Source organism: Shimia sp. FJ5 (assembly GCF_032918335.1).
GTDB classification, from domain to species: domain Bacteria; phylum Pseudomonadota; class Alphaproteobacteria; order Rhodobacterales; family Rhodobacteraceae; genus Shimia; species Shimia aestuarii_A.
Genome location: NZ_JAWJUV010000001.1, coordinates 556,753 through 569,285, shown reverse-complemented (window position 1 = coordinate 569,285; position 12,533 = coordinate 556,753). Strand labels below are relative to the sequence as shown.

Below are 12,533 nucleotides of genomic sequence, written 5' to 3'. Positions count from 1 at the left end.
TCACTCGTCTTTGAGCGTCGAGAGGAATGCGATTACATCTTCGATCTGCTGGGCGCTCAGGAGCGGATCCAGCGGACCTTCCGCTGCTTTGCCGGTATAGGCGTTGCCCGGACGGGTGAACCCGTCGACAACATAATAGGCCGGCATCACGGTGCCCTCGTAGGTCTTCTTGGCGTTGCTGAGGATGCCGCGCAGTTCGGCAAGGTTCCAGCGATCACCAACCCCGTCCAGCGACGGACCGACGTTCCCGTGGAACGGCGCTTCGCTCAACGCGGTGACCTGGTGGCAAGCAATACAGTTGCCCAGCGATTTCGTGGTCATCACCTTGGCACCGTTCGCGGGATCGCCCGCAGTGCCCGACAGCGATGTTTCCACGGCGCCATATTCCGTATAGGCCACATCGGCAGGGGCCACCGGGCCGGCGATTGCGGTGCCGGCGGCAAGCGAGGCCACCAGTGTCAATGTCGAAAGCTTCATGTTTCCTCCCTTTGGCTACCTTACTCTGGCTAGGTAAGCTCGGTATACCGTAGGCTACCGGTCCCCCTTAACGCAACAACAAATTCACGTTAGTGAATAATTGCACACGAAATCGCGGGCCAGAGCGGCTTTTCATTTGTTTTCAATAGACCCCGGCGCGCGCAATAATCATGTCCGCGCACCGCATGTTTTGGATTCAATCGCCCTGCTCGGCGCGACGCTCCCGAATCATCCGCGCATGGTAGCGCTGGAAATCCTCTTCGGACTGGTCGAGATAGCGCTCTTCGAGCACCCATGTCAGCAGGTCATATGTCGTGCCCGGCTTGAACGCGCCCGGCATGACGGCAACGGCCTGGCGGATCGCGGAGGTTTCTTCGTCCAGGTCCGGCGGCATGAAGATCATGGTGGGCGTGAACATCACCCCCCATTTGCGCGCCGCCGCGCGTTCCTCCATCGCTTCGCCATCGGTGTCGACCATCTCGGTCGCGCCGTGCAGGTTGATGCGGATCGGGTAGTAATCCTCGGTCAGGCGCGCCCGCACCTTCTCATCCTTGAACGATGTCTCGTGCATCTCGCGGCAATAGATGCAGCCGCGCTGCTCTACGATGATGAGAAGGCGTTTGCCCTCTTCCTTGGCCGTGGCAAAGTCTTCTTGCAGGTCTTTCCAGGTGTCCTGATACCAATCGACCTTGTGCAGGCCGTCCGCATCCACATCCGCGGCCCAAACCGGCACGGCAAAGAGAACGGCGAGAAAAGCTGTGAAAAGGCGTGTCATATATGGTCCCTCCCCTGGCACTGATGACATTGCGATCAGCCGATCCCCGAAAGCCAGGACGGCCCGTATTCGATCATAAAGTTGGCGATGTGATTCACGCTATTGGTCGCGATGAGTATAGCGAAGATGAGCAGCATCACCCCCATCACTTTTTCCACGTAAGGCAGATAGCGGCGGTTGCGGTGCATCCACTTCAGGAACGGCTGGGCAAACAGCGCGGCGATGATGAAGGGGGCGGTCATGGCAAGGCCATAGACGAAGAGCAAAAGCGCGCCGCGCCACAGATCACCCATGCCTGAGGCCACCATCAGGATAGAGGCCAGCGCCGGGCCAACGCAGGGCGTCCAGCCAAAGCCGAAGGCCAAGCCCATGACATAGGCGCCAAGGATGGTCTTGGGTTCGGCGGTGCTTTCGATCTTGGCCTCGCGGTAAAACAGGCCGATCTTGAGGATGCCAAGGAAATGCAGACCAAACAGCGCCAGAAGCGCCGCCGCCGCATAGGACAAGGGCTGTTTCCATTGGGCGAAGGCCTGACCGAGCGCGGTTGCCCCCATGCCGAGCAGCACGAAGATCGTGGTCACCCCAAGCGCAAAGAAGATCGCAGAGATCACCAGGCGGCGTTGCGCCCCCTTGGCGATTCCGCCGTCGCCTTGCAGTTCCGACATGGAGATCCCGGCCATGTAGCACAGGTAAAACGGCACCATGGGTAGAACACAGGGTGTGAAAAACGATAGAAGCCCGGCAACGGCCGCTCCCACGAAGGATATTTCAAGCATCCTCCCCTCCTCCTTGCCTTATGCATATATTCAAATTATATTTTGCGTAATGCGCTCGTCTACCGGATTTTTCATGACGCTACGTTCTGTGCTCTTGTCTGTCGCCCTTCTGTTTGGCTCTCTCCTGCCCGCCTGGGCCGTGGAGCTTGTCATCGTCGAGCAGAAAGGCTGTTATACCTGTCGCCTCTGGAACGAGGAGATTGCCCCGATCTACCCCAAGACCGAGGCCGGGCAGTTTGCGCCGTTGCGCCGCGAGGACCTTCGCAAGGCACCGGACGATCTTCGCTATGCGCGCGCGATCAACTACACGCCAACCTTCCTTCTGATCGACGAAGGCCGGGAGGTTGCCCGCCTCGAAGGCTATCCGGGTGAGGATTTCTTCTGGTGGCATATCGAAAAGATGCTGGCCGACAACACTGCATTCGAAGGCAGCACCCGTTAAGACACAGGCGCCGGACCGCCCAACGCGACGCAGCGTTCCGGATAGACGCCCCCCGAAACAGCGTTGCATGAGGGATAGAAACGACGGCCCGGGTCCGAAACAGGCACCCGCGAAGGCACAAAGAGGCCCGGCCTCCCCAAGACGGGGACCCGACAGGAGCGAGGACAGATCCCATGGCACTTCCGGTGTTCAACGACGACATCAGTGACGAAGAAATGGACGCCATGGTCGCCAATGCGACCAAGGCCTCGAACTTCATGAAAGCAATCAGCCACGAAGGCCGATTGATGATCCTCTGTCACCTCGTCAATGGCGAGAAATCAGTGACCGAACTCGAAGACCTCCTCTCGGCTCGGCAGGCCGCCGTCTCGCAGCAACTCTCCCGCCTGCGCCTCGAAGGGCTCGTCATTCCGCGCCGCGAAGGCAAGACGATCTATTATAGATTGGCGGATCACCGTCCAAGGCGTATACTCGAAGTGGTCTACGATCTCTTCTGCAACGGTAACGACTGACCGCGCCTCGGGGATCGGGACACGCACACCGGTACCTGAGGAGAGCAACCGGACATGCTGGCACTTTTGGAATATCTGGGCGGCGCCAATATGGTCGCCCTATTGGGCTGTCTCGGGGGCGTGGTCCTCGGACTTGCGGCGCGACTTGGACGGTTCTGCACCCTCGGCGCGATTGAAGACCTTCTCTACGGTGGCTCCGACCTGCGCATGCGCATGTGGGGCATTGCCATCGGCACCGCGGTGCTTGGCTCCTTCACGCTCATTGCATCGGGGTATCTCGAACCGGAAGCCTCCTTCTACTACTCGATCCGCTGGATGCCGCTGGCCTCGGTGCTCGGGGGGCTGATGTTCGGCTATGGCATGGCGCTTTCAGGGAACTGCGGTTATGGCGCGATTGCGCGGCTTGGCGGCGGCGACCTGCGCAGCTTTGTGATCGTCCTTGTGATGGGGGTTTCGACCTACGTTGTCCTCGCCGGGCCGCTTGCGCCCCTGCGCAACTGGGCCTTTCCACAAATCGAAGTCACAAGTGCCGTTCCGCCCAGCATCGCGCATCAGCTTGGCGCATGGACCGGGGTTGCCCCGGCCTTTGTCGGACTTGCCATCGGGGCGCTGATCCTCATCGGCGCGCTGGCCTCGCGTGAGATGCTACGCGAGCCGAAATCGATCTTCTGGGCCGTTGCCGTGGGCCTTGCCGTGGTCTCGGGCTGGGCCGGAAGCCAATGGGTCTCCAGCAATAGCTTCAGCGCCACGCCGCTCGTGTCGCATAGTTTCTCCGCCCCGGTGGGCGAAAGCATCCTCTGGGCCATGAATGGCTCGGTGCGCCCGCTCTCCTTTGCGGTGGGATCGGTCGCGGGAGTCTGGCTCGGGGCCTTCATCGGGTCGATGATCCGGGGGCATTTCCGTTGGGAAGCCTGCGAAGACCCGCGCGAACTCCGCCGTCAGATCGTCGGCGCGATGATCATGGGCGCGGGCGCGATCCTCGCCATCGGCTGCACCGTGGGGCAAGGCATCACCGCCTTTTCGCTTCTGGCGATTTCCGCGCCGGTCACCTTCCTCGCGATCTTTGCCGGGGCGGCCATTGGTCTGCGCCAGTTGATCGAAGGCTTCCAGCCCGCGGAATAGTCGCGGGCGGACGCCTTCCTTACCGCTGCACCGTCTCGAGATAGGCCAGAAGCGCCGCAAGCGGGCGCGGTGTGGGCGTGAGGGTGCCGTCATCGGTCTCGACCGGGACGAGATCACCCTCGAGCAACTCGCCAAACTCCGGCATGTCATCCCCGCCCTCGCCCTTGAGATAGCCATCCACCTGGCTCAGCACGCGGTTGACCGGGAAGGCGCCGCCATTGCCGCGCGCCAAGGTAGTCAGGTCCGCAGGCGCCGGCATCATGCCCGCCGCGACATCCCCCTGCCCGCGCCCATCCGCGCCATGACACATGGCGCAATGCGCGTCATAGATCGCCCGGCCTTCGCGGTTCTCGGGCATTTCATATGCCGTACACGCCAGAAGCACCGCCACGGCTCCGCCCGTGGCCAAGATCGTCAGCGCCGTTTTCATTTCTGCACCCCTTCAAGGTAGACCGTAAGATCGGCCACCGGTTGGCTTGTCATGATCGGTTGGCCCGTCTCGGTCTTCAGCGCGAGATCGCGCCCCTCAAAGAGCGTGCCATAGACCGGCATCGGGCTCCCGTGCGAGACCAGCGGGTCGCGCCCGTCGATCCGCTTGATGACCCGAACAAGCGGAAAGACCCCGTCGTTTCCGGCACTGAGCGCCGTCAGGTCGGAGGGTTTGATGATCATCACCCCCGCCATCGGCCCCTTGCCCTCAAGATCGACGCCGTGACAGGCGACACAATGCTCAAGATAAAGCGCCTCGCCCCGTTCCGGATCGCCTTCGGCGGCCCCAAGACAAGCGCCAAGCACGCTCAACACGGCCGAAGCTGTCAATGCAGGTAAGTATTTCATCTCGCTCTCCTCCCCCGAATAGGGGTCTATTGCTGGATGCTCTCAAGATAGGCGACCACTGCCTCAAGCTGACTATCCGGTGCGATCCCCGACACATCCAGATCCGAGAAATCAGGCATCGCCCCGCTAAAGTGCGCATCCCGGCCCTCGCCTGTGATCGAAAGCGCCACCCGTGTCGCCGGAAACGTCCCGCCATTCTCGCGCGCAAGACGCGTCAGATCGGGCGGCAGGCTCAGAAGCTGGTCGGCAAAATATCCATCACCGCGCCCGCTCTCTCCATGACACATCACGCAATGCAGATCATAGACCGTGCGGCCACGTGACTCGACCGACGCACATCCAATCACAACGCCCGCAAGGGCCAGTGCCGCTATTCCCCATGCTCGCCGCATCCGTCGCTTTCTCCTGTCGTCCTGTGGCCCCATGATCGAGCCCATCACAAGGGCGCGCCTTGATCCCGATCATATGCAGGTGACATTTCTCGGAACAACCGCCATTCTCGCCTACGACAGGACATTCGCGGGGGGAGACGCGCACCATGAGCATGACACCGGCACAGGCCCAGACGATTCTGGGCGAGTATTTCGCGCCGTGGGTTCGGGCGCTCGACCTGACGATCGACGAGATCTCGCCCTCCGGCGCCACGCTCTCGATGCCGATCACCCCCGAGCTGGCCCGCTTTGGCGGAATCGTCTCAGGCCAAGCGCTCGCCGCCATGGCGGATACGGCGATGGTCTTTGCCGCGATTGGCCATTTTCAAGCCCCCGCCCCCGTCGCCACCACGAATCTCGACCTCCAGTTCCTGCGCCCCGGAAAAGGCGAGCGTATCCGCTGCGATGCGGAGATCGTGCGCGCGGGCAAGGCGCTTCTGTTCACCCGCGCGACGATGGTCGCGCTTCCCGATGACAAGCCCGTGGCCACGGCCACCGCCACCTTCTACAACCCTTGATCGATCACACGAGGACGCGCCCATGCCGCCGACCAGCATCTACGCCACCACTATGCTCGCCGCAGGAATCGGCATCCCTGTGCTTGCCGCGCTCAACGCCGCCCTCGGCCAACGCCTCGGCGCGCCCGTGGCGGCGGGGGTGATCCTGTTTCTCGTGGCGCTCTCGGCGGCGGTCGTCACGCTTGTCCTGACCGGCAGCGCACCGGCACTCGCCAAGGCCTCTGGCGCACCGAAACACCTCTTTCTCGCGGGGCTGCTCGTGGCCTTCTACGTGCTGTCGATCACCTATGTCGCGCCGCATTTCGGCGTCGGTAACGCGGTGTTCTTCGTGCTTCTGGGGCAATTGATCTCGGCCGCCGCGATTGACCATTTCGGACTTTTCGGTGCGCAAGTCTCTCCGCTCTCGCTCACACGGTCCGGCGGCATCGCCTTGATGGCGGCAGGCGTCTGGCTCACGCAACAGGCCTGATAGTCAGGCGGGTGTGAGCCCGCCTGCATCGAGCCGCAGAACCCTGTCCATCCGACGCGCCAGATCAAGGTTATGCGTCGCGATCAGCGCCGCGAGACCGGTCTCGCGCACCAATCCCATGAGCGTGTCAAAGACCTGATCCGAGGTCGTCGGATCAAGGTTTCCTGTCGGCTCGTCCGCGAGCAAAAGACGCGGCGCATTGGCGAGCGCACGGCAGAAAGCAACCCGCTGTTGTTCACCGCCCGAGAGCGCTGCCGGACGATGATCTGCGCGCTCAGCAACACCCACCCGCGCGAGCAAATCCTGCGCCCGTGCGTCAGCCTCCTTGCGGGAAATACCATTCGCCAGTTGCGGCAGAGACACATTCTCCATCGCATTAAATTCGGGCAATAAGTGATGGAATTGATAGATAAATCCGATATCGCGCCGACGCGCAGAAGTGCGCTTGCGATCCGAGCGCCCGGTGAGCACTTCGCCAGCGATGGCGACCTCTCCCGCATCCGGTGTGTCGAGCAATCCAGCGATGTGCAGCAGCGTTGATTTCCCGGCGCCGGAGGGCGCGACAAGGGCAACGATTTCGCCCGCCGCGATCTCAAGGTCGATACCGCCAAGCACGTTGACTTCGCTCTCCAACCCTTTGTTATAGCTCTTCTCGACGCCGCTCAGGCGCAGGATCGGATCACTCATAGCGCAACGCCTCCACCGGGTTCATCCGCGCCGCCCGGCGCGCCGGGAAGATCGTCACCCCAAATGATAGCCCAAGCGACAGGCCAACCGCGCTCATCACATCCGCGAATTCAAGCTTTGCAGGGAGCTGATAAATGCCGCGAATGGACGGATCCCAGACGCCGCCGCCCATCATCATGTTTACAAAAGCGAACACTGGATCAATATAGATCGCAAAAAGACATCCGAGCAGCACGCCAAAAAAGGTTCCAATAAGGCCCGTAAACGCCCCGCAGATAAAGAAGACTCTGAGAACCGATCCCTCGGAGAGCCCCATGGTGCGCAGAATACCGATATCGCGCCCCTTGTTCTTTACCAACATAATGAGACCTGAGACGATATTCATCGCCGCGATCAACACGAGGATCGACAAAATGATGAACATCACGTTGTCCTCGACCTCGAGCGCTCGCAGGAACCCGCCCGAAGCGTCTTTCCATGTCCAGAGCAGCGTGCGATCTCCGCCCGCCCGCAACAGGGCCACGGACATGTCGGCGACCTTTTCCGGCGCCTCAACCATCACTTCAATTTCGTCCGCCACACCGTCGCGGTCAAAGAAGTTCTGCGCCTCGGCAAAGGGGAGGTAGACGCGCGTGCGGTCAATGTCATAGCGCCCCGCCGAGAAGATATAGACCACCTCGTAGGCACTCACGCGCGGCGAAGTGCCAAAGGCCGTTTTAACGCCATTGGGCGAGATGAGCTTGATCCGGTCGCCGACGATGGCGCCCAGTTCCTGCGCCACACCCGAGCCGATGGCGATGCCCTCCTCGAAGCGCGCGATGTCGCCCCGCCCGGTTTCCGGGTCCGCGATCCGAGGCAACTCGGCAAGGTTTTCCTGCCGGATTCCAAAAACTTCCACGCCGGCGTTACGGTTGCGCAGGTTGGACATGACCTGCCCCTTGACGAGTGGCGCCGCGCGCACCACGCCCGGCACCTCGCGCAGGCGCTCGGCCACGGCTTCGAAGTCCTGGATCGTGCGATCAATGCGGCCGTTCTCGGCAACTTCGCCCGAGCGGTAGACCGTCACATGTGCGTTAGAGCCAAGGATCGTGTCGACGAATTCTGCCCGAAATCCCGAGCGCACCGCCAGCGTCGCAATCAGTGCGAACACCGCCAGCGTGATCCCGACAAGGCTGATCCAAGTCATCACGCTCACGCCGCCCTCGGCGCGCCGCGCACGAAGGTAACGCCACGCGATCATCCACTCGAACGCGGCAAAAGGAGGGGGTGTGCCTGCCATGTCTGCTCCGGCTCTCTAGTCGGCCTTTTTCTTGCGCTGAACCCTAGGCCGCGACACAGGGCGCGTCAAGAAAGCCCCAACCGCCCCGCCACCACATTGCGCAGGGCGAGACCAAGGGCCCGGCTGTCCGCCGCCTCGAGATGATAGCCATCCGCCGTGCTTGCCCGCGCGACGCTGGCCGCATCGAAGAACCCCACATCCATCGCCTCGGCCAGCGGCGCAATCGCCGCGGCGAGCGCTTCGGACCGAGAGACTTTCTGCGCCGTCACATCCGCATCCCAACAGGGCGTCATCGGCGGTGGCGAGACGAGCAGGATATCGGGCACATCGGTCTCTGGCAGACGCCAGGGATGGTGCCGCACGATCTCGACCAAGCGCATCAACCCGTCACGCACATGCGACACATCCCATCCTTCGCAAAGATCATTGATCCCGAGCATGATCACCACGAGGTCCACAGGCGCGTGGCTATGGAGCAGCACAGGCAGGATGCGCCCACCATTCATATCCGCCGGTGCCGTGGGGCGGTCATAAACCGTGCTGCGCCCGCGCAAGCCCTCGGCGATGATCTCCACCCCGACAAGCGTCTCGCCAAGCGCCACAGGCCAACGATCCGCATGTCCGTGCCGCCCGCCGGTCTGTGGGCAAGACCCCCAGGTCAGGCTATCACCGAAACAAAGAACCGTTTTCATATCTGCCTCCCGAACTGATGTGCGCGCCCCTGTCTTCACCTTTGCACAAATACTCCCGCCGGAGGCAAGACTGCGCAGGCAGCGCCCCCGATCAGGGGGTGCTGACGAGAAAACCTGTGCGCCTGCAAGGCGCGCCGATCAGAACCGCAGATCAGAGACCGCGCACCATGTGGGATTCGTAAATCCCGGCAAGCTTCGCAACCGCCTGTTCGGGCGGCAGTTCTTCGCTCTCACCAGTGCGCCGGCAGGTGAGCTCGACCACACCGTTCTTGAGGCCGCGCGGCCCGACAGTGATCCGCCACGGCAGGCCGATCAGGTCCATGGTGGCGAATTTCGCCCCGGCCCGTTCCTTGCGGTCATCATAAAGCGGCTCGAGGCCCAGCGCGGTCAGCGACTTGTAAAGCGCGTCACAGGCCGCATCGGCCTCGTCATCGCCTTGCTTGAGGTTGACGATACCGCAATGGAACGGCGTCACGCCCTCAGGCCAGATGATGCCCTTGTCGTCATGGCTGGCCTCGATGATCGCGCCGAGGAGACGCGACACGCCAATACCGTGGCTGCCCATGTGGACCGGAACCTTGTTGCCGTCCTTGTCCTGCACGGTGGCGCCCATGGCTTCGGAATACTTGGTGCCGAAATAGAAAATCTGACCGACCTCGATACCGCGCGCCACGCGGCGGCGCTCTTCGGGCACTTGGTTGAACAGGGCTTCGTCATGGGTTTCGTCGGTGCGGGCGTATTTCGAGGTGAACTCTTCAAGAACGCCCTGACACTGCGCCACGTCGTCATAGTCGATCTCGCGGTCGCCAAATGTCAGGTCGGTCACGGCGCTGTCATAGAACACTTCCGACTCGCCGGTTTCGGCCAGAACGAGGAACTCATGCGTATCGTCGCCACCGATCGGGCCACTATCGGCGCGCATCGGGATCGCCTGAAGGCCCATGCGCTCGTAGGTGCGCAGGTAGCTCACGAGGTGACGGTTATAGGCGTGCAGCGCGTCTTCCTTGGAAAGGTCAAAGTTATAGCCGTCCTTCATGTAGAACTCGCGGCCCCGCATGACGCCGAAACGCGGGCGGATCTCGTCGCGGAATTTCCACTGGATCTGATAGAGGGTCAGCGGCAGATCCTTGTAGGAGGAGACATGCGCGCGGAAGATATCCGTCACCATCTCTTCGGCGGTCGGCGTATAGAGCATGTCGCGGCCGTGCCGGTCCTGCATCCGCAGCATTTCCTGTCCATAGTCGTCATAGCGCCCGGATTCGCGCCACAGGTCCGCGCCCTGAAGGATCGGCATCTGGATCGGAATATGGCCCGCACGGATTTGTTCCTCGTGGACGATATTCTCGATCTTGCGCAGCACCTTGAAGCCGAGCGGCAGCCAGGAATAAATCCCGGCGGATTGCTGTTTGATCATGCCCGCGCGCAGCATGTAGCGGTGGCTCACGATCTGCGCCTCGGAAGGCGTCTCTTTCAGAACGGGCAGGAAGTAGCGGGAGAGGCGCATGTCGGCTCCATCGGCGTTAAACTTGGGTTTCGTCCTCCGTTTATGGCTTTGCACGCGCCCGCACAAGGGTGCAGAGCCGCAACGCGGGGGTGCGCGCATCTTCGCCGGGGGACGATATAATTTCCCTGCCCTCTTGAACTGGCGCGCGCGGTGGGCAATGTGGAAGAACAAGCGACAAAGAGGGGGCCATGGCGCTACCGATCCGCGACCAGATGAAATACTGGGGTGTTGCACTGGCCGTCTTCGGCCTCGCACTCTGGTATCTTGGCGACATCATGCTGCCGTTTATCCTTGGCGGCGCGATTGCCTATTTCCTCGACCCGGTGGCCGACCGTCTCGAGACGATGGGGCTTAGCCGGGTGATGGCAACCGTGGTGATCACGCTTGTCGCGCTGGTGATCTTTGTCGTCCTTGCCCTGGCTGTCATTCCGACCCTGATCCAACAGCTTGTGACCCTGTTCAATATCGCCCCCGATATTGCCCGCGACCTCCAGAGCTTCCTCAATGAACGCTTCCCGGATCTCCTGCGTGAAGGCTCGGCAGCGCGTGAGACGCTGATGAAGGTCGGCCAAGCGGTGCAGGAACGCGGCGGCGCACTTCTGCAAGGCGTGCTGAGCTCGGCGCTATCGCTTCTGAATATCGTGTTGCTCTTGGTGATCGTCCCGGTTGTGGCCTTTTACCTCTTGATGGACTGGGACAACATGGTGGCGCAGGTCGACAACCTCCTGCCCCGCGATCATGCCCCGACCATCCGCAAGCTTGCGGGGGAGATCGACACCACGCTCGCCTCTTTCATTCGCGGCATGGGCACGGTCTGCCTTGTGCTTGGCACCTATTACGCCATCGCGCTGATGCTGGTGGGGCTGCAATTCGGCCTCGTCGTCGGGGCCTTTGCGGGGCTGATTACCTTTATTCCCTACGTCGGCGCGATCCTTGGTGGCGCACTGGCCATCGGCCTCGGCCTGTTTCAGTTCTGGGGCGATTGGGTCTCGCTTGGCCTTGTCGCGGGGATCTTCATCCTTGGGCAGGTGGTCGAGGGCAATATCCTGACCCCGAACCTCGTTGGATCGTCCGTGGGGTTGCACCCGGTCTGGCTCATCCTTGCGCTTTCGGTCTTCGGGGCGCTTTTCGGCTTTGTCGGGATGCTCGTCGCGGTGCCTGTGGCGGCCTCGATGGGTGTGCTCGCACGCTTTGCCATTGGTCACTACAAGGGGTCTCGCCTCTATACCGGCCTTTCCGGCAGGGCGGAGTCTGAGGACTGAACATGCCCGAGCAGTTAAACCTCACCCTTCCAGTGCGCACCGCGCTGGGGCGCGACGACTTCTTTGTCAGCCCCGCCAACGCCATGGCGCTTGGTCTTGTCGAAAGCTGGCCGAACTGGCCAGGAGGCAAATTGCTCCTGTCCGGCCCCGCCGGAGCAGGCAAAACGCATCTGACCCATGTCTGGGCAGCGCGGTCCGGCGCGACGATCCTTGCCGCGCAGGCTCTGGCAGAGGCCGATATCCCGGCCCTTGCTGGCGGGCCTGTCGCCGTCGAGGACGTGCCGGAAATCGCCGATGACCCGGAGGCGCAGACCGCGCTGTTTCACCTGCACAACCTCGTGCTTGCCGAGGGCCATAGCCTTCTGCTTAGCGGGCATGGCGACCCGGCGCATTGGGGGCTGACGCTGCCTGATCTCAAGAGCCGGATGCAGGGCACCACAGTGGCCACCCTTGAAGAACCGGATGATACGCTTCTGGCCGTGGTCCTCGCCAAGCTTTTCAGCGACCGACAGTTGACGCCGCACACGGATGTGATCCCCTATCTTGTCGGGCGCATGGACCGCTCTTTTGACGCCGCGCGCCAGATCGTCGAGCGCCTTGATGCGCTCTCTCTCAGCGAACAACGCCCGCTCACCCGCGCCCTCGCCCGGCGGGTCTTCGAGCACTCCGAGAACCCGCCCCTGCCCGGCTGGACTTCCTGAAAAAACAGGCAGATAGTGTCATTTCTCCGTTACCTGACGATGCGATATC

At 62.1% G+C, this 12,533-nt stretch carries 17 protein-coding genes; 7 read left to right on the top strand and 10 right to left on the bottom strand.

Annotated features, from left to right (window positions below; translation table 11 throughout):
• The 3 genes from soxX to R1W01_RS02925 all read right to left on the bottom strand — a co-directional run bounded on the left by soxX (window position 1) and on the right by R1W01_RS02925 (window position 2,028).
• Window positions 1-477, bottom strand: a complete 477-nt coding sequence (soxX, locus tag R1W01_RS02935) for a sulfur oxidation c-type cytochrome SoxX (RefSeq protein WP_243613113.1) — start codon at window positions 475-477, stop codon at window positions 1-3.
• Window positions 478-673: 196 nt separating this feature from the next.
• A complete protein-coding gene (locus tag R1W01_RS02930) occupies window positions 674-1,252 on the bottom strand; it encodes a thioredoxin family protein (protein ID WP_297757782.1) in 579 nt (192 codons plus the stop codon).
• A 35-nt stretch (window positions 1,253-1,287) separates the two neighbouring features.
• The gene (locus R1W01_RS02925) at window positions 1,288-2,028 is read right to left on the bottom strand and encodes a cytochrome c biogenesis CcdA family protein (RefSeq protein ID WP_243613115.1); all 741 of its coding nucleotides are present in this window, start codon (window positions 2,026-2,028) and stop codon (window positions 1,288-1,290) included.
• Between the two features lie 73 nt (window positions 2,029-2,101).
• Between R1W01_RS02925 and R1W01_RS02920 the strand changes: the two genes are divergently transcribed.
• From R1W01_RS02920 to R1W01_RS02910, 3 genes are all read left to right on the top strand, one after another.
• Window positions 2,102-2,470 (top strand): thioredoxin family protein, encoded by a 369-nt coding sequence (locus R1W01_RS02920; RefSeq protein ID WP_243613116.1) that lies wholly within the window; start codon window positions 2,102-2,104, stop codon window positions 2,468-2,470.
• 173 nt (window positions 2,471-2,643) lie between these two features.
• Window positions 2,644-2,982 carry an ArsR/SmtB family transcription factor gene (locus tag R1W01_RS02915; protein WP_243613117.1) on the top strand — a complete coding sequence of 113 codons (339 nt, stop codon included), beginning with the start codon at window positions 2,644-2,646 and terminating at the stop codon, window positions 2,980-2,982.
• 54 nt (window positions 2,983-3,036) lie between these two features.
• The gene (locus tag R1W01_RS02910; protein ID WP_297757776.1) at window positions 3,037-4,104 is read left to right on the top strand and encodes a YeeE/YedE family protein; all 1,068 of its coding nucleotides are present in this window, start codon (window positions 3,037-3,039) and stop codon (window positions 4,102-4,104) included.
• Window positions 4,105-4,123: 19 nt separating this feature from the next.
• On the opposite strand, the gene R1W01_RS02905 is transcribed toward R1W01_RS02910, so the two are convergent.
• The 3 genes from R1W01_RS02905 to R1W01_RS02895 are packed head-to-tail and all read right to left on the bottom strand — an operon-like array spanning window position 4,124 to window position 5,333.
• Window positions 4,124-4,534, bottom strand: a complete 411-nt coding sequence (locus tag R1W01_RS02905; protein WP_297757774.1) for a c-type cytochrome — start codon at window positions 4,532-4,534, stop codon at window positions 4,124-4,126.
• Window positions 4,531-4,941: a c-type cytochrome gene (locus tag R1W01_RS02900; protein ID WP_297757771.1), complete on the bottom strand. Its 411-nt coding sequence runs from the start codon at window positions 4,939-4,941 to the stop codon at window positions 4,531-4,533. Before R1W01_RS02900 ends, R1W01_RS02905 begins: the two co-directional genes overlap by 4 nt.
• Window positions 4,942-4,967: 26 nt before the next feature.
• Window positions 4,968-5,333 carry a c-type cytochrome gene (locus R1W01_RS02895; protein WP_297757768.1) on the bottom strand — a complete coding sequence of 122 codons (366 nt, stop codon included), beginning with the start codon at window positions 5,331-5,333 and terminating at the stop codon, window positions 4,968-4,970.
• A 146-nt stretch (window positions 5,334-5,479) separates the two neighbouring features.
• On the opposite strand from R1W01_RS02895, the gene R1W01_RS02890 reads away from it, so the two are divergent.
• Together R1W01_RS02890 and R1W01_RS02885 are read left to right on the top strand one after the other, a co-directional pair.
• Entirely contained in the window at window positions 5,480-5,890 is a 411-nt protein-coding gene (locus R1W01_RS02890; RefSeq protein ID WP_317275028.1) for a PaaI family thioesterase, read from the top strand.
• A gap of 22 nt (window positions 5,891-5,912) precedes the next feature.
• Window positions 5,913-6,359 carry a DMT family transporter gene (locus R1W01_RS02885; RefSeq protein ID WP_243613122.1) on the top strand — a complete coding sequence of 149 codons (447 nt, stop codon included), beginning with the start codon at window positions 5,913-5,915 and terminating at the stop codon, window positions 6,357-6,359.
• A 3-nt stretch (window positions 6,360-6,362) separates the two neighbouring features.
• Here R1W01_RS02885 and R1W01_RS02880 read toward each other — a convergent pair whose 3' ends face one another.
• The 4 genes from R1W01_RS02880 to proS form a co-directional block, all read right to left on the bottom strand.
• Window positions 6,363-7,046, bottom strand: a complete 684-nt coding sequence (locus tag R1W01_RS02880) for an ABC transporter ATP-binding protein (protein WP_297757765.1) — start codon at window positions 7,044-7,046, stop codon at window positions 6,363-6,365.
• On the bottom strand, window positions 7,039-8,325 hold the full coding sequence (locus R1W01_RS02875) for a lipoprotein-releasing ABC transporter permease subunit (RefSeq protein ID WP_243613124.1): 1,287 nt from the start codon (window positions 8,323-8,325) through the stop codon (window positions 7,039-7,041). Before R1W01_RS02875 ends, R1W01_RS02880 begins: the two co-directional genes overlap by 8 nt.
• A 65-nt stretch (window positions 8,326-8,390) precedes the next feature.
• The gene (locus R1W01_RS02870; RefSeq protein WP_297757762.1) at window positions 8,391-9,017 is read right to left on the bottom strand and encodes a GDSL-type esterase/lipase family protein; all 627 of its coding nucleotides are present in this window, start codon (window positions 9,015-9,017) and stop codon (window positions 8,391-8,393) included.
• A gap of 151 nt (window positions 9,018-9,168) precedes the next feature.
• Complete coding sequence (gene proS / locus R1W01_RS02865) at window positions 9,169-10,521, bottom strand: proline--tRNA ligase (protein ID WP_243613126.1); 1,353 nt, start codon at window positions 10,519-10,521, stop codon at window positions 9,169-9,171.
• Between the two features lie 188 nt (window positions 10,522-10,709).
• On the opposite strand from proS, the gene R1W01_RS02860 reads away from it, so the two are divergent.
• Window positions 10,710-11,783, top strand: coding sequence for an AI-2E family transporter (locus R1W01_RS02860; protein WP_243613127.1), 1,074 nt, complete (start codon window positions 10,710-10,712; stop codon window positions 11,781-11,783).
• Between the two features lie 2 nt (window positions 11,784-11,785).
• Window positions 11,786-12,484, top strand: coding sequence for an HdaA/DnaA family protein (locus R1W01_RS02855; RefSeq protein WP_243613128.1), 699 nt, complete (start codon window positions 11,786-11,788; stop codon window positions 12,482-12,484).
• Window positions 12,485-12,533 lie beyond the last annotated feature (49 nt).